Here is a 15,473-nt window from a genome sequence, read left to right on the forward strand (position 1 = left end):
GGCACCGTTCACGCGGTGTTGCCGCGGCCGCGTCCCGGTGTTCCGACCGGCGTTGCACCGTGAATCGCATGGCTGGTTCGGATTCCGCGATGTCCCGGCGCACCCTGTTGCGCGCCACCGCCCTCGGTCTGGTGACCACCCCCGCGCTGGCCTCGTGCGGCGATGACGGCCCCGGCCTGGTCCGGGCCAGGCCCACCCTCACCCACGGCGTCGCCGTCGGTGACCCGCGCAGCGACGGCGCCCTGATCTGGGCGCGCTCGGACAAGCCCGCGACGCTGATCGTGGAGACCGCGGCGACCGAGAAGTTCAGCGACGCCAGACGATTCACCGGTCCCCTGCTCACCCCGGCCACCGACGGCACCGGCCGGGTCCGCGTCAACGGCCTGCCCGCGGGCGAGCTGGTGCACTACCGGGTCCGCCTCGACGGCGAGGACGGCGCGAGCTCGGAGACCGTCACCGGCGTCTTCCGCACCGCGCCGACCGCACCCGCCGACATCAGGCTGCAGTGGTCCGGTGACGTCGCGGGCCAGGGCTTCGGCATCAATCCTGACCTGGGCGGCATGACGGTCTTCGCCACCATGGCCGCCCGCGACCCGCACCTGTTCCTGCATTCCGGCGACTGCGTCTACGCCGACAACGCGCTGAAGGAGTCGGTGACGCTGCCCGACGGCCGGATCTGGAAGAACATCACCGCCGAGGCCAAGAACGCGCCCGCCGAGACCCTCGACCAGTTCCGCGGCAACTACGCCTACAACCTCACCGACGGCAACTACCGCCGCTTCAACGCCGCCGTCGCCCAGATCGTCCAGTGGGACGACCACGAGACCACCAACAACTGGTACCCCGGCGGCACCGTCGCCGCCGACAAGGGCTACACCGAGCGCAGCATGGACACCCTGGCCGCGCGCGCGTGGCAGGCCTTCCACGAGTGGATGCCGCTGGAGCCGAAAGAAGCCGTCGACGGCAGGCTGTACCGCAAGATCGCCTACGGCCCGCTGCTCGATGTGTTCGTCCTCGACATGCGCGCCTACAAGGACGCCAACGGCGCCAACACCGCACCGCGGGGCGCGATCCTCGGCACCGCGCAGACCAGGTGGCTCATCGACGGCCTGCGGGATTCGACGGCCACCTGGAAGATCGTCGCCGCCGACCTGCCGCTCGGCGTGATCGTCCCCGACGGCAAGACCGCCTTCGAGGGCCCGGCCAACGCCGTCCCCGGCGCACCGTCGGGCCGCGAAACCGAGATCGCCCAGGTGCTCTCGGCGATCAAGGCGAACAAGGTCGCCGGCGTCGTCTGGCTCACCGCCGACGTGCACTACACCGCCGCGCACCACTACTCGCCCGCCCGCGCGGCGTTCACCGATTTCGACGAGTTCTGGGAGTTCGTCTCCGGCCCGCTCAACGCGGGCGCGTTCGGCCCCAACGACCTCGACCCGACCTTCGGGCCCGAGGCGGTGTTCGTGCACGCCCCGCCCGCGCCCAACACCTCGCCGCTGGACGCGCAGTACCAGCACTTCGGTGAGGTCCGCATCGACGGGCGCTCCGGCGAACTCACGGTCGACCTGTGCGACGCGACCGGAAAAGTCCTGTTCAGCAAGCAGCTCGCCCCTGCCCGGAAATAGCTGAGAGGTACCGTGGGCAAGAATCGCCGAGCTGTGGTTAGCTATGCGGTCATGGGCACGCCGCACACCGTTATCTCCGAAGAATATCTCCCCCGGGACACTGCGGATGTCGTTCGCACTGTACGTGATTCGCGTGATCGTTCGGAACGGTTGACGGTTCGCGGCGGCGAGCAGACCGAAGAGTCCTATGGCCTGACCGATCAGCGCGCGGTGCTCTCGCTGCGCAAGATGAACTCGGTGCTCGACATCAACCTGGGCAGGCGCACCGTCCGCGTGCAGGCGGGCGCCAAGCTCTCCGAGATCGACCGCCGCCTCGGGGCGCACGGTCTCGGCCTGCCGGTGGTCGGCGACCACCGCGACATCACCGCGGGCGGTTTCGCCTCCGTCGGTGGCGTCAGCACGGCCTCGCACCGCTACGGCATGTTCATCGATCAGATCGTCGATCTCGAGTACGTCGACCCCGACGGCCGGATCGGCACCTGCGGGCGCGGCCATCACACCGAGCGGTTCCACCGCATCCTCGGCGCGGGCGGCCGGGCAGGCATCATCACCGCGCTGACCCTCGACGTCGTCGAGGTCGACAAGGACCACACCTGGCTCACCACCGACGCCGACCGGTTCCTCGACTTCGATTCTTTCGTCGAGCACGCCACCACCGAGATCACCAACCCCGGCAGCGCGGCGCTGCAGGTCGGCCGCTGGGTCGACACCGCGCCGCTGAAGGTGGCGCGCCCCGTCGGCACCGGCCAGGTCACCCTCGGCGCCGTCCGCTTCGGCCAGTGGTCCAGTCTCTACCCGACCGCCCCCACCCGCGGCCTGCGGGCCCGGCGTGAGGTCGGCACCCGCACCAGGAAGTCGCTGGGCGCCATCGCCTCCGCCGCGGGCGGCCGCGCGGGCATGCCGGTGCGCAATGCCGCGGCGGGCGCGCTGATGTTCGCACCGAAGGTCCTCACCATGCGCGACGCGGAGTACCTGGCCGACACCGTCATCAGCTCCTCCGAACGCGGCCCCGCCTACCGGGTGGGCGTGTTCGCGCCGCTGGCCAACTACGGTTCGGTGTTCTACGGCCTGCACGACCTGTTCGCCGATCATCGTGAGCGCACCGGCTGCTTCACCGTCATCTCCGCGATGACCTACGGCGTGCGCTCGGAGTACCTGCGCGCCGAAGCCGCCGCCCGTGGCCTGTCCCCCGCCGACTACGGCCTGATCACCTTCACCTGCCGCCTGCGCCCCTCGGCCCTGCCCTCGGAGCAGCTGCGCGAGATCGTCTCCGGCATCGACGACATCTGCCGCTCGGAGCAGGCGCTGCGCTACAGCGTCTAGCCCACAGACGGCCAACCCACAGACGGCCAACCCACAGACAAAGGAAGGGCCCCACCGGAATCCGGTGGGGCCCTTCCTTTGTGTCTCTGTCGCTCAGTGCTTCTCGGCGCCGAGGTAGTACTCGAACACCAGGCCGGCCGCGGCGGCGAGCACGAGCACGACGCCGAGGGCGATCAGCCACATCTGGAAGAACGCCAGACCCAGCGCGGTCACCGAACCGGCGGCGGCCAGGGTGATGGGCCAGAAGCTACCAGGCGAGAAGAAGCCCAGGTCACCGGCGCCGTCGACGATCTCGGCCTCCTCGTAGTCCTCGGGCCGCAGGTCGATGCGGCGCGCGACGAAGCGGAAGTAGGTGCCGATGATCAGCGACAGGCCCGCGGTCAGCACGATCGCGGTGGTACCGGCCCATTCGATGCCGGTACGCGACTGCGCGGTGAAGAAACCGTAGACGATGCCCACCAGGATGAAGAACGCCGTGAGCAGTTCGAAGATCCGCGCTTCGATCCTCATATCAGAATCCTCACTTGCTCTCGTTCACCGAAGCGCTCTTGATATCGCGCTTGGTGTTGAAGGGGTACGTGGAGGTGGCGATCGGCGACTCACCGATCGACTCGAGAGCCTCACCGTTGGTCTTGCCGTCGATGCGCGCCTGCATGTACTTGGCGTACTTCTCCGGCGAGACCGCGCGGACCTCGAAGTTCATCATCGAGTGGTAGGTACCGCACATCTCGGCGCAGCGGCCGACGAACGCGCCTTCCTTCTCGATCTCGGAGATCTGGAAGACGTTGTCGGACTGGTTTTCCTTCGGGTTCGGCATCACGTCGCGCTTGAACATGAACTCCGGCACCCAGAAGGCGTGGATCACGTCGGCGGCGGCGAGCTGGAACTCGATGCGCTTGCCGGTCGGCAGCACCAGGACGGGGATCTCGTCGCTGGAGCCGATGGTCTCGACCTTGTCGTAGTGCAGGTACGAGAGGATGTCGTTGGCCGGCTTGCCGTGCAGCGGACCCGGCTGCGCGTGACCCTCTTCGTTCTTGCGCTCGGCGTACTCGGCCAGCTGCTCCTGGTTGATCAGCTCACGCTCGGAGTCGATGCCGTTCCAGGTCAGCCCGCCGACATTGTTGATGTTGCGGTAGCCGAACTTCCAGTTCCACTGGAAGGCGGTCACGTCGACGGTGACATCCGGGTTGTCGGTCTTCTCGTGCACGTAGTTCTGCACGACCACGGTGAAGTAGAACAGCACCGCGATGATCACGAACGGGATCGCCGTGTAGGTCAGCTCCAGCGACACGTTGTAGCCCGTCTGGCGCGGGAACTCCGGGGAGTCCTTGCGCTTGCGGTGCATGATGACGGTCCAGAAGGTCAGACCCCAGACCAGCACGCCCATGGCGAGCGCGGCCAGCACGGACCAGGTCCACAGCTCCCGCATCCGGGTGGCCTGCGGCGTGATGCCCGAGGGCCAGCCGAACCGCAGCCATACATTGTCGATCGAGCAGCCCGAGACGAGGACGGCAGTGATCCCCAAGGACACCGCCAGCCCGGCCCGTCGAAGGATGCGGCCCTGCCGACCCCGAACGGGTCGTGCCCCGATCTCTTCGCTCGCCTTGTGCGCCACGCTCACGCCTTCCTGGTCGCTACACATTCCGACACATTGCGTCGTCCGGGCCGCGATCCGCCCGTTCCGACACCGCTTTCAAGCACGTTTCAGGCCGCCCTCGAGTATTGCCGCTGTGACGCCTGCACACCTGAGAAGGACCTGAGTACTACGCAGCGTAGACCAAAGCGGCCGCTGACTTGTCGCGGGGTCGTCTTCGACACTCCGCCGCGACCGCGCCGGATGCGGCGACCTGCGGTTTGCCGCCCCCAGCGCGTCGCGGTGGCCGTGGCGACGGGTTGCGCGCGGCGCGTCGTGCCGGTGTGCGGCATACTCGGACACAGCGTTTGGGCCCGGAAGTGGCCACCCCATCATCGAACGAGAGAAGGTTGCCGACACCGTGTGCGGACTGCTCGGATTCCTGACAGCTGATACGGCGACGACCGAGGTGGTCGATCAGGTGTACGACGCGCTGCACTGCCAGCGGCACCGCGGCCCGGACGAGAAGGGCACCTGGCACGACGATCACATGATCTTCGGCTTCAACCGCCTCTCGATCATCGATATCGAGCACTCCCACCAGCCGCTGCGCTGGGGCCCTGCGGACAACCCGCAGCGCTACGCGATGACCTTCAACGGCGAGATCTACAACTACCTGGAGCTGCGCGAGCAGCTGGCCGCCGAGCACGGCGCCGAGTTCCCGGACGGCAAGATCTTCGCCACCGACGGTGACGGCGAGTCCATCGTGGCCGCCTTCCACTTCTGGGGCCCCGAGGCCGTGCGCAAGCTGCGCGGCATGTTCGCCTTCGCGATCTGGGACACCGAGAAGAAGACGCTGTTCCTGGCGCGCGATCCGTTCGGCATCAAGCCGCTGTTCATCGCCACCGGCGCCGGTGGCACCGCCTTCGCCAGCGAGAAGAAGAGCGTTCTCGAACTGCTGAAGCCGCTCGATGTGTCCGACGAGCTCGATCCGCGCGCGCTCGAGCACTACACGGTGCTGCAGTACGTGCCGGAGCCCGAGTCGCTGCACAAGGGCATCCGCCGCCTCGAATCCGGCACCTACGCCACCATCGAGGTCGGCGAGGAACCGAAGACCACCCGTTACTTCCGCCCCGACTTCCGGGTGCGGCCGTTCGCCGAGGGTGCCGCGCAGGCCCGCTACGCCGAGATCGCCGCCGCGCTCGAGGACTCGGTCGCCAAGCACATGCGCGCCGATGTCACCGTCGGCTCGTTCCTGTCCGGCGGCATCGACTCCACCGCCATCGCGGCGCTGGCGATGCGGCACAACCCGAAGCTGATCACCTTCACCACCGGTTTCGAGCGCGAGGGCTACTCCGAGGTCGATGTGGCCGCCGAGAGCGCCGAGCTGATCGGCGCCCGCCACATCGTCAAGGTGGTCTCGCCCGCCGAGTTCGCCGCCGCGATCCCGGAGATCGTCTGGTACCTCGACGACCCGGTCGCCGACCCGGCGCTGGTCCCGTTGTACTTCGTGGCCAAGGAAGCCCGCAAGCACGTCAAGGTGGTGCTCTCCGGCGAGGGCGCCGACGAGCTGTTCGGTGGCTACACCATCTACCGGGAGCCGTTGTCGCTCAAGCCTTTCGAGTACCTGCCCGCCGGGCTGCGCAAGCTCGTCGGCAAGCTCGGCGACAGGATCCCCGACGGCAAGCGCGGCAAGTCCCTGCTGCAGCGCGGGTCGCTCACCCTCGAGGACCGCTACTACGGCAACGCCCGCAGCTTCAACGACGCGCAGCTGCGCTCGGTGCTGCGCGAGTTCCGCCCCGAGTGGACCCACCAGGACGTCACCGCCCCGATCTACGCCCAGTCCGCGGGCTGGGACCCGGTCGCCCGCATGCAGCACCTCGACCTGTTCACCTGGCTGCGCGGCGACATCCTGGTCAAGGCCGACAAGATGACCATGGCCAACTCCCTGGAACTGCGCGTGCCGTTCCTGGACAACGAGGTCATGCGTGTCGCCCAGGGCCTGCCCTACGACCAGAAGATCACCAAGGAGACCTCCAAGTACGCGCTGCGCCAGGCCCTGGACGGGATCGTCCCCGACCACGTCCTCAACCGCGCCAAGCTCGGCTTCCCGGTCCCCCTGCGGCACTGGCTGCGCGGCACCGAACTCTACGACTGGGCCGAAACCCAGATCGCGGAGTCCCAGACCGACCACCTGCTCAACAAGCCGGCCATCCTGCAGATGCTGCGCGACCACCGCGCCGGCGTCTCCGACCACAGCCGCCGCCTCTGGACCCTGCTCGTCTTCATGGTCTGGCACGGCATCTTCGTCGAGGACCGGATCAAGCCGGAGATCCAGGAGCCGGTCTACCCGGTCTCGCTGTAGTCCCCCACGACGCACGAACGCCCCCTCGATCGGAAGATCGAGGGGGCGTTCGGTTTTCGGTTACAGCAGCACGGACAGCTCGTCGGCGGCGTCGGCCCCGTAGGCCTTGGTGAGGCGTTCGACGGCCTCGTCCTTGTTCAGGCTCCACTCCTGGGTGCCGGTGGTCTCCAAGATCAGCACGGCGATCAGCGAACCGAGCTGGGCGGAACGCTCGAGGCTCAGGCCGGCGCGGTGGGCGGTGAGGAACCCGGCGCGGAAGCCGTCGCCGACACCGGTCGGGTCGACCTTGGCCACCTCGGGAACAACACCGACACGGACCTCGGTGCCGTCGGCGTCGACGACCAGCACGCCTTCCGAACCCAGCGTGGTGACCCGGATGCCGACCTTCGCGGTGATCTCCGCTTCGCTGAGCCCGGTCTTCTGCTGCAGCAGGGCCCACTCGTACTTGTTGGTGAACAGGTAGGCGGCACCGTCGACCAGCTCGGCCGCCTGCTCGCCGTCGAGGCGGGCCAGCTGCTGGGACGGATCGGCGGCGTAGGCGATGCCCTCGGCCTTGGCCTGCCGGGTGTGGGCGACCATCGCCTCGGGATCGTTGGCACCGACCAGCACCAGGTCGACCTCGTGTTCGGCGGCGATCGCGGCGATATCGATATCGCGCGCCTCGCTCATCGCACCCGGGTAGAACGACGCGATCTGGGCCATCGCCTCGTCGGTGGTGCACACGAACCGCGCGGTGTGCGCCTTGCCGGAGATGTGCACGGCGGAGCAGTCGACCCCGTTGGACTCCAGCCACTGCCGGTACTCGGCGAAGTCGGCGCCGACGGCGCCCACCAGCACCGGACGCTGCTTCAACAGGCCCATGGCGTAGGCGATGTTGCCCGCGACGCCACCGCGACGGATCTGCAGATCGTCGACGAGGAAACTCAGGGACACATGATCGAGCTGATCGGCGAGCAGCACATCGGCGAACTTGCCGGGAAATCGCATGAGATGGTCGGTGGCGATGGACGCGGACACAGCTACAGACACGAGGCAAGGCCCCTTCGACACTAGGCGCGGAAAGCAAAGAAGCCCGGGATCACCAGATCCCGGACCTCAACGGTAGCAAGCGCCACACCCCGATGGTTCACCTCGACGCAACCCCCGCGTTTTCGGCCGCCCCGCATCCGAGGGGCGAAACGTACCGCCGAAGGCGCAGTTTCGCCCCTCGGATGCGGGGTTACGAGGCCGAAAACCCGCGGCGCCAGCCGCTAGTTGAAGCTGTCGCCGCAGGCGCAGGAGCCGGTGGCGTTCGGGTTGTCGATCGTGAAGCCCTGCTTCTCGATGGTGTCGACGAAGTCGATCGAGGCGCCCTGGATGTAGGGGGCGCTCATGCGGTCGACGGCCAGCTTCACGCCGGAGAACTCGACGACGATGTCACCGTCGAGGATGCGATCGTCGAAGAAGAGCTGGTAGCGCAGACCGGCACAACCACCCGGCTGCACGGCGATACGCAGGGCCAGGTCGTCGCGACCTTCCTGGTCGAGCAGCGCCTTCGCCTTGGCGGCGGCAGCGTCGGTCAGCGTCGCACCGTGGGTCTCGGTGGCGGTCTCGTTCTGCACAGTCATGGACACTCCTAAGTCGGCCGGCCCGGATAACGGACCTCAGGTGCACAGCGCACGACTGATTTCAACACCATCGCGGCGGCTGCTATTCCTATTTTGCCACCCCTGCCACGCAGCGTGGATTCGACCTGGGTGGTTCGCCCCACAGTACCCGCCGGACCGGGGTGACCGGGGTCTCATACCAGTGGGGATGAGACCGGGCGCACCACTGACCGGACCGCATTTCCCGATGCTCGGCACCATCGAATAGCCTGGTGAACGTGAAATTGTTCCGTCGCGACGAGTCCAGCACCATCGACGAGTCCGTCGACCCCTCGGTGCCGGACGTCGAACAGACCGCTGCCGCACCCGCTTCCACCACCCCGGGCAAGGGTCGCCCGACGCCGAAAAGGCGTGACGCCGAAGGCAAACGACGCGGCCCGGTCGCGCCGGCCCCGATGACCTCCAAGGAAGCCCGCGCCCGCCGCAAGGCCACCAAGGGCAGCAAGGAAGACCGCAAGGCCGCCGCGGCCGACCGCCGCGCCGCCGTGCAGGATCGCCGCGCCAGGATGCTGGCCGGCGAGGACAAGTACCTGCTGCCGCGCGATCAGGGCCCGGTCCGCGCCTACGTGCGCGACCTGGTCGACGCGCGCCGCAACCTGGTCGGCCTGTTCATGCCGATGGCGCTGGTGCTGATCATGTCGATGTTCGTCGCGCCGGGTCTGCAGACCATCGTCACCCTCGCGATGCTGGTCATGATGGTGTTCATGATCATCGAGGGCTTCGTGCTCGGCAAGATCGTGAACAACCGGGTGATCGAGCGTTTCCCCGACACCACCGACACCGGCTTCAAGCTGGGCTGGTACGCGTTCGTGCGCGCCTCGCAGATCCGCAAGATGCGCGCGCCCAAGCCGCGGGTCGGCCCCGGCGACGCCGTCTGAGTTCTCCCTGTCACGAATGCCGTTCCACCTCCTCGGGTGGGGCGGCATTCGCGCTTTCAGTGGTGGCCGGGCCGGATGTAGTTCGCATAGCCGGCGATGGCGGACAGTTCGGCGTCGATCCGCTGGACGTCCCGGTCGACGAGCCCGGTCGATCCGGCGGTGCCCCGGCCGATGAGGACGGCGAGTCCGATGATGGCGGCGAGGACGATCAAGAAAGTAACCATGGCAGAAATTTTGCGCTCGTTGCTTTTCGGCCGAAAGTGGCTGTTCTGTCATTGTGCGTAAAGATTCAGCCAGATAGCATGGGGTGATGCTGTCGAAGGTCGCCGTCGTCCTCAACGACAAACTCGCCATGTTCGAATTCGGTGTCGTCTGTGAGGTTTTCGGGCTCGACCGCACCGCCGACGGCCTGCCCGGCTTCGACTTCAAGGTCTGTGGCGCCACGCCGGGCACGCCGCTGCGCTCCACCACCCCCGGCGTCACGGTGACGCCCGAGTACGGCCTCGACGAGCTCGCGCACGCCGATCTCGTCGCCATCCCGGCCTTCCCGTTCTCCCTCGGTCATGGCTACGACGAGCGGGTCGTCGAGGCGATCCGCGCGGCATCGGACGCGGGCGCGATCGTCCTGACCGTCTGCTCCGGCGCGTTCCTGGCCGGGGAGGCCGGACTGCTGGACGGCCGCAAGTGCACGACCCACTGGCGCTACGTCGACCTCCTCGCCGCCCAGTTCCCCGCCGCCACCGTCGACCCGGATGTCCTGTTCGTCGACGAGGGCAACCTGATCACCAGCGCGGGCACCGCCGCGGGCATCGATGCCTGCCTGCACCTGGTGCGCCGCGAGATCGGCACCGCGGCGGCCAACGGCATCGCCCGCCGCATGGTCGTGCCGCCGCAGCGCGACGGCGGTCAGCGCCAGTTCATCGAGCAGCCGGTGCCCGAATGCCGGTCCGAGGGCCTGTCGACCACGCTGACCTGGCTGACCGAGAATCTCGCCCACCCGCACACCGTCGACGAGCTCGCGGCGCGCGCGAGCATGTCCACCCGCACCTTCGCCCGCCGCTTCGCCGCCGAGACCGGCACCACCCCGGTCAAATGGCTCACCACCCAGCGCGTCCTGTTCGCCAAACACCTCCTCGAGGCGACCGACATGCCACTCGAGCGCATCGCCGACCAGTCCGGTTTCGGCTCCGGCGCCCTGCTGCGCCACCACTTCCAGCGCCAGGTCGGCATCGCCCCCACCGAATACCGGCGCCGCTTCGGCGCTCCTGCGCCCGAGCCCGCACCCTGACGACCGGTTGGTGAACAGCACAGTTCCCCGCCTTCGCCGCTGTTGAGAGTCGGTAACGGCTTGACTCGATACCGCGGCCCTTGGTCAGCTGGGCAGGTGATCTGCGCTGGGTGGGGAAGTTTTCGCACATTGAGAAAAGCACTGTCGGTTGTCGCGGTGGCTGTCGTCATGTCGTCGATCGGCATGTCCGCGGCCGCTGCCGCGCCGGTATCCCGCGCTCCCGCAGGGGGTTTCGAAGAACTGTTCGTTCCGTCGAGCATGGGCCCGATCAAGGTCCAGGTGCAGTGGGCGGCCCGTGGCGGCAGTTCGGCGCTGTACCTGCTCGACGGTCTGCGCGCGCCCGCCGACCACAGCCAGTGGACCACCGATACCGACGCCCTGCGCCAATTCGCCGGTGACAACGTGACTTTGGTGTTCCCGGTCGGCGGACACTCCAGCTTCTACACCGATTGGTACCGCCCGAGCAGCACCAATCAGCAAGCCACGACCTACAAGTGGGAAACCTTCCTCACCCGCGAACTGCCCGACTTCCTGGCCGGATACGGCGTCTCCCGCACGAACAACGCGATCGTCGGCGTCTCCATGGGCGGCAACGCCGCACTGACCCTGGCCGCCCACCATCGCGACCAGTTCCGCTTCGCCGGCTCGTTCTCCGGGTTCCTCAACCCGACCTATCCGATATGGAACCACGCCATGCGCGCCGCCATGCTTCACGAGGGCGGCTTCAATATCGACGACATGTGGGGCGCCGCCGGCGATCCCGCCTGGAGCCGCAACGACGCCACCGTCCAGGCCGAACGCCTGCGCGGCCTGCCCGTATACGTCACCAGCGGAAACGGTGTCCCCGGCCCACTCGACCTGCCGAGCGCGGCCGGCGACACGATCAACGCGGCCGGAATCGAAGCGTTCGCGGTGATCGCGGCAAGCATCTTCCGCGACCGGACCACCGCCCTCGGCATCCCCGCCCGCGTCGACTTCGCCAACGGCACCCACACCTGGCCGTACTGGCAGCAGTCCCTCGCCACCGCGCGTCCGATGATCCTCGACGCTCTGGGCGCGCACTGAGCGCATCGCCGCTGATTGCTACCGTGCAGGAATGCCTGTGAGCGTCACGCCAGTCCGCACCCTCGTCCTCGGCGGCGCGCGCTCCGGCAAGTCGGCCTTCGCCGAGAATCTGGTAGCCGATGCGCCCGCGGTTCGCTACCTGGCGACCGCGGTTCTCGATCCCGCCGACCATGATTTCGCCGACCGGATCGCGGGCCATCGCGAACGCCGCCCCGCGCACTGGTCGACCGTCGAGAACACCGAGCCCGCAACGGTTCTCGCCACCGAGGCGCCCGCGACCCTGCTCGACGACATCGGCACCTGGCTCACCGCCCGCCTCGACGCCCGCGCCGCCTGGGATGCCCAGCGCGGCACGGTGGCCCCCGACTGCGACGCGCTCGTCGCGGCCGTCGACGCCTACCGGCAGCGGCTGGTGATCGTCTCGCCCGAGGTCGGGATGGGTGTCATCCCGGCGACCCGGTCGGGCCGGTTGTTCCGCGACGAGATCGGCACGCTCAACCAGCGGCTCGCGCAGGTGTGCGACGAGGCGTTCCTCATCGTCGCCGGGCTGCCGGTCCGGCTGAAATGAGCCGGGTCGGTCGGCGCGACGCACCGTGATCCGGGCAAGATGAGCGTCGACACCAGGCACACTGTCGAAAGGCTTCCCAGTGACTCATGGATTCGCGCCGGTCGCGGCCCCGGATGCGCAGGTGCGCGCGGCGGCCGAGCAGCGCCAGACGCAGCTCACGAAGCCGGCCGGGTCGCTGGGACGGCTCGAGACACTCGGCAACTGGATCGCGGCCTGCCAGGGTGTGTGCCCGCCCAAGCAGTTCGAGCGGGCTCGCGTGGTGGTGTTCGCCGGGGATCACGGGGTCGCCGAACATGGTGTCTCGGCGTATCCGAGTGCGGTCACCGGGCAGATGGTGGCGAATTTCCTGGCGGGCGGCGCTGCGGTGAACGCGCTGGCCGCGGTCGCGGGCGCGACGGTGCGGGTCGCCGATATCGCTGTCGCGGGTGACACCGATTCGTCTGTCTCCCAGCACAAGGTGCGCCGGAGCAGCGGGTCGATCGACCGCGAGGACGCCCTGACCGAGGACGAGGTCACCGCCGCGCTGGCCGCGGGCCGCGCGATCGCCGACGAGGAGATCGACGGCGGCGCCGACCTGCTGATCGCCGGCGACATGGGTATCGGCAACACCACCCCCGCCACCGTTCTGATCGCCACCCTTACCGGCACCGAGCCGGTCGCCGCCGTCGGCCGCGGTACCGGCGTCGACGACGCGGGCTGGATCCGCAAGGTCGCCGCCATCCGCGACGGCATGCGCCGCGCCCGTCCCGTCGCCAAAGATCCCGTCGACCTGTTGCGCGTCGCGGGTGGCGCCGACTTCGCCGCCATGACCGGATTCCTGGCCCAGGCCGCGACCCGCCGGACCCCGGTCATCCTCGACGGTGTCGTCGTCACCGCCGCCGCCCTGGTCGCCGAGGACATCGCGGCGGGCGCGAAAGAATGGTGGCTGCCCGGCCACCGCTCCACCGAACCCGCCCACGACCTGGCCTTGAAGCACCTGCGCCTGGAACCGCTGGTCGACCTCGGCATGCGCCTCGGCGAAGGATCCGGCGCGCTCACCGCCCTGCCGATCCTGCGCGCCGCCGTCGCCACCCTCGCGGAAATGTCGACCTTCGCCGACGCGGGTGTCAGCACGGCCGATCAGCCGGACACCGTCGACCTGGCCAAGTGAGCTCGGCGCCGACGGTGTCCCACCCCACCCGGTCACCGCACGAGATCGCCTGGTCCGGTTATCCGGCCGGGCGCAGGTCCGCACCCACCATGACCCAGCAGGGTCCGCACACTGAACGCCGGTCTGCCGTGCAGTGCGCCGCCCAGCCCAGTCAGGAACCTGCCGGCCGACGCCTCTGGAGTGGCCGGTGCGGCGCTGGTCGCGGCTGGTCGCGTTCCCTTCGCCGCTCTGCCGCCCGGTCCACTCGAATCGTGTCGACCGCCGGCCGGTGCCCGTCGTGAACAGCGTGCGACTGGCCGTTTCCTGGCTCACCGTTATCCCGGTCACCGGACCGGCCACCGTCGACCGCCGGATCGCGGGCCACGCCATCGCGCTCGCACCGCTGGTCGGTCTGCTGCTCGGCGGTCTCGCGGCCGCGGCGATGCGCCTGTCGGTCGCGGCCGGACTCACCACCCTGCTGGCCGGGCTGCTCACCGTCGGGGTACTGGCCCTGCTCACCCGCGGCATGCATCTGGACGGTCTCGCCGACACCGCCGACGGGCTCGGCAGCTACGGCCCGCCCGAGCGGGCCAGGCAGATCATGAAGTCCGGCGGGGCCGGTCCGTTCGGCGTCGCCGCGCTGATCTTCGCCATCGCGATCCAGGCCGGCGCGTTCGCCGCCCTTGCCGACGAGGGCCGGTGGCTCGCGATCGCGATCGCCGTGACGCTCGGCCGGGTCGCCGTCGTCCTCGCCTGCCGCCGTGGCATCGACGCGGCGCCGGACTCGGGTTTCGGCACGCTGGTGGCGGGCACCCAGCCCCTCGCCCCGGTGCTGATCTGGTCGGCGCTGGCCACCGGCTGGTCGGTTTTCGCGGTCCCTGGCAACCTGTGGCTCGGCCCCCTCGTCACCGTCGCGGTCCTCGCCGTATCGGTGCTGATCACCCGGCACAGCGTCCGGCGATTCGGCGGATTGTCCGGTGATGTGCTGGGCGCTGCGGTCGAGATCACGGTTTCACTTGCGGCTGTTGGGTTCTCGCTGGCTGGGTAATCACGCCCCGCAATGTGAAACCTGCACTGGTCATAATTCCGGGGCGCCGCCGGTTGTGTGGTCCCACAGACCGTCCGCTCATCGGTACTCGGGTGCTCCCCCAGCACACCGGTGGCAATACAGTGATGACATGTCTTCCGAACGCCTCTACTTCCGCCAGCTGCTGTCCGGCCGGGATTACGCCGTCGGCGATCCGATCGCCACGCAGATGCGTAATTTCGCGTATCTGATCGGCGACCGGGAGACCGGCGAGACCGTCGTGGTCGACCCCGCGTACAAGGCATCGGACCTGGTCGACGTCGCGACCGCCGACGGAATGACCGTCACCGGCGTCCTGGCCACCCACCACCACCCCGACCACGTCGGCGGCACCATGCTCGGTTTCACCCTCGGTGGTGTGCGCGAACTGCTGGAGAAGACCAGCGTCGCGGTGCACGTGAACAAGCAGGAACTGGACTGGGTCGCCCAGACCACCGGAATCGCGCCGAGCGAGCTGACCGGCCACGACAACGGCGACAAGGTCAAGGTCGGCGCGCTGGAGATCGAACTCCTGCACACCCCCGGCCACACCCCGGGCAGCCAGTGCTTCCTGTTCGACGGCCGCCTCATCTCCGGCGACACCCTGTTCGTCGACGGCTGCGGCCGCACCGATTTCCCCGGCGGCGACTCCGACGAGATGTTCCGCAGCCTGCGTCATCTGGCCGCGCTCGACGGCAACCCGGTCGTCTACCCCGGCCACTGGTACTCGGAGGAGCCCAGCGCCGAACTGTCGTCGATCCGCGACAACAACTACGTGCTACGCCCGCAGACCTTGCAGCAGTGGCAGGCCTTGATGCCGGGCTAGGCAGACCAACTCAGCCCCGCACGCCCCGACCTCGAGGAGGGGCAGGCCGACGCAGTCGGCCGTCGGCGGCCGTCCCGCCGGTCAGGCGCCGTTGCGTACGCGACGAAGGAGCAAGCAACGGTGC

15 protein-coding genes are annotated in these 15,473 nt (G+C 68.8%); 10 read left to right on the forward strand and 5 right to left on the reverse strand.

What is annotated here, in order from left to right; translation table 11 throughout:
* The first annotated feature begins 68 nt into the window (after positions 1 to 68).
* Positions 69 to 1,622 (forward strand): alkaline phosphatase D family protein, encoded by a 1,554-nt coding sequence (locus tag ACWF82_RS26445; protein ID WP_452505370.1) that lies wholly within the window; start codon positions 69 to 71, stop codon positions 1,620 to 1,622.
* Between the two features lie 51 nt (positions 1,623 to 1,673).
* A complete protein-coding gene (locus tag ACWF82_RS26450; RefSeq protein ID WP_452505372.1) occupies positions 1,674 to 2,945 on the forward strand; it encodes an FAD-binding oxidoreductase in 1,272 nt (423 codons plus the stop codon).
* A 93-nt stretch (positions 2,946 to 3,038) separates the two neighbouring features.
* On the opposite strand, the gene ACWF82_RS26455 is transcribed toward ACWF82_RS26450, so the two are convergent.
* Both ACWF82_RS26455 and ctaC read right to left on the reverse strand, forming a co-directional pair.
* The gene (locus tag ACWF82_RS26455) at positions 3,039 to 3,455 is read right to left on the reverse strand and encodes a cytochrome c oxidase subunit 4 (protein WP_189033643.1); all 417 of its coding nucleotides are present in this window, start codon (positions 3,453 to 3,455) and stop codon (positions 3,039 to 3,041) included.
* 10 nt (positions 3,456 to 3,465) lie between these two features.
* Positions 3,466 to 4,587, reverse strand: a complete 1,122-nt coding sequence (ctaC, locus tag ACWF82_RS26460) for an aa3-type cytochrome oxidase subunit II (protein WP_452505374.1) — start codon at positions 4,585 to 4,587, stop codon at positions 3,466 to 3,468.
* A 352-nt stretch (positions 4,588 to 4,939) separates the two neighbouring features.
* Between ctaC and asnB the strand changes: the two genes are divergently transcribed.
* On the forward strand, positions 4,940 to 6,883 hold the full coding sequence (asnB, locus tag ACWF82_RS26465) for an asparagine synthase (glutamine-hydrolyzing) (protein ID WP_452505376.1): 1,944 nt from the start codon (positions 4,940 to 4,942) through the stop codon (positions 6,881 to 6,883).
* 60 nt (positions 6,884 to 6,943) lie between these two features.
* Here the strand turns inward: asnB and ACWF82_RS26470 are convergent, their stop codons facing one another.
* Both ACWF82_RS26470 and ACWF82_RS26475 read right to left on the reverse strand, forming a co-directional pair.
* On the reverse strand, positions 6,944 to 7,870 hold the full coding sequence (locus ACWF82_RS26470; RefSeq protein ID WP_452505402.1) for a carbohydrate kinase family protein: 927 nt from the start codon (positions 7,868 to 7,870) through the stop codon (positions 6,944 to 6,946).
* A gap of 263 nt (positions 7,871 to 8,133) precedes the next feature.
* Positions 8,134 to 8,490 carry a HesB/IscA family protein gene (locus tag ACWF82_RS26475; protein WP_019046168.1) on the reverse strand — a complete coding sequence of 119 codons (357 nt, stop codon included), beginning with the start codon at positions 8,488 to 8,490 and terminating at the stop codon, positions 8,134 to 8,136.
* 257 nt (positions 8,491 to 8,747) lie between these two features.
* On the opposite strand from ACWF82_RS26475, the gene ACWF82_RS26480 reads away from it, so the two are divergent.
* Positions 8,748 to 9,407: a DUF3043 domain-containing protein gene (locus ACWF82_RS26480; RefSeq protein ID WP_452505379.1), complete on the forward strand. Its 660-nt coding sequence runs from the start codon at positions 8,748 to 8,750 to the stop codon at positions 9,405 to 9,407.
* Positions 9,408 to 9,463: 56 nt separating this feature from the next.
* Here the strand turns inward: ACWF82_RS26480 and ACWF82_RS26485 are convergent, their stop codons facing one another.
* Positions 9,464 to 9,631, reverse strand: a complete 168-nt coding sequence (locus ACWF82_RS26485) for a hypothetical protein (protein WP_452505380.1) — start codon at positions 9,629 to 9,631, stop codon at positions 9,464 to 9,466.
* An 86-nt stretch (positions 9,632 to 9,717) separates the two neighbouring features.
* Here ACWF82_RS26485 and ACWF82_RS26490 point away from each other — a divergent pair, with 86 nt between their 5' ends.
* From ACWF82_RS26490 to ACWF82_RS26515, 6 genes are all read left to right on the forward strand, one after another.
* Positions 9,718 to 10,695 carry a helix-turn-helix domain-containing protein gene (locus ACWF82_RS26490; RefSeq protein WP_452505382.1) on the forward strand — a complete coding sequence of 326 codons (978 nt, stop codon included), beginning with the start codon at positions 9,718 to 9,720 and terminating at the stop codon, positions 10,693 to 10,695.
* 168 nt (positions 10,696 to 10,863) lie between these two features.
* Positions 10,864 to 11,760, forward strand: a complete 897-nt coding sequence (locus ACWF82_RS26495) for an alpha/beta hydrolase (protein WP_452505404.1) — start codon at positions 10,864 to 10,866, stop codon at positions 11,758 to 11,760.
* 31 nt (positions 11,761 to 11,791) lie between these two features.
* Positions 11,792 to 12,328, forward strand: coding sequence for a bifunctional adenosylcobinamide kinase/adenosylcobinamide-phosphate guanylyltransferase (locus ACWF82_RS26500; protein ID WP_452505383.1), 537 nt, complete (start codon positions 11,792 to 11,794; stop codon positions 12,326 to 12,328).
* Between the two features lie 79 nt (positions 12,329 to 12,407).
* Positions 12,408 to 13,478, forward strand: coding sequence for a nicotinate-nucleotide--dimethylbenzimidazole phosphoribosyltransferase (gene cobT, locus ACWF82_RS26505; protein WP_452505385.1), 1,071 nt, complete (start codon positions 12,408 to 12,410; stop codon positions 13,476 to 13,478).
* Between the two features lie 277 nt (positions 13,479 to 13,755).
* Complete coding sequence (locus tag ACWF82_RS26510; protein ID WP_452505387.1) at positions 13,756 to 14,505, forward strand: adenosylcobinamide-GDP ribazoletransferase; 750 nt, start codon at positions 13,756 to 13,758, stop codon at positions 14,503 to 14,505.
* A 130-nt stretch (positions 14,506 to 14,635) separates the two neighbouring features.
* A complete protein-coding gene (locus ACWF82_RS26515; RefSeq protein WP_189033631.1) occupies positions 14,636 to 15,349 on the forward strand; it encodes an MBL fold metallo-hydrolase in 714 nt (237 codons plus the stop codon).
* The last annotated feature ends 124 nt before the right edge of the window (positions 15,350 to 15,473 follow it).

The organism is Nocardia sp. NPDC055053 (assembly GCF_053608285.1).

Coding starts and splice junctions, on each gene's coding strand:
- ACWF82_RS26475 (WP_019046168.1), bottom strand. CDS start 8,490: ATGACTGTGCAGAACGAGACCGCCACCGAGACCCACGGTGCGACGCTG.
- ACWF82_RS26495 (WP_452505404.1), top strand. CDS start 10,864: ATGTCGTCGATCGGCATGTCCGCGGCCGCTGCCGCGCCGGTATCCCGC.
- ACWF82_RS26500 (WP_452505383.1), top strand. CDS start 11,792: ATGCCTGTGAGCGTCACGCCAGTCCGCACCCTCGTCCTCGGCGGCGCG.
- ACWF82_RS26490 (WP_452505382.1), top strand. CDS start 9,718: ATGCTGTCGAAGGTCGCCGTCGTCCTCAACGACAAACTCGCCATGTTC.
- ACWF82_RS26450 (WP_452505372.1), top strand. CDS start 1,674: ATGGGCACGCCGCACACCGTTATCTCCGAAGAATATCTCCCCCGGGAC.
- ctaC (WP_452505374.1), bottom strand. CDS start 4,587: ATGTGTAGCGACCAGGAAGGCGTGAGCGTGGCGCACAAGGCGAGCGAA.
- ACWF82_RS26515 (WP_189033631.1), top strand. CDS start 14,636: ATGTCTTCCGAACGCCTCTACTTCCGCCAGCTGCTGTCCGGCCGGGAT.
- ACWF82_RS26445 (WP_452505370.1), top strand. CDS start 69: ATGGCTGGTTCGGATTCCGCGATGTCCCGGCGCACCCTGTTGCGCGCC.
- ACWF82_RS26455 (WP_189033643.1), bottom strand. CDS start 3,455: ATGAGGATCGAAGCGCGGATCTTCGAACTGCTCACGGCGTTCTTCATC.
- ACWF82_RS26485 (WP_452505380.1), bottom strand. CDS start 9,631: ATGGTTACTTTCTTGATCGTCCTCGCCGCCATCATCGGACTCGCCGTC.
- ACWF82_RS26470 (WP_452505402.1), bottom strand. CDS start 7,870: ATGCGATTTCCCGGCAAGTTCGCCGATGTGCTGCTCGCCGATCAGCTC.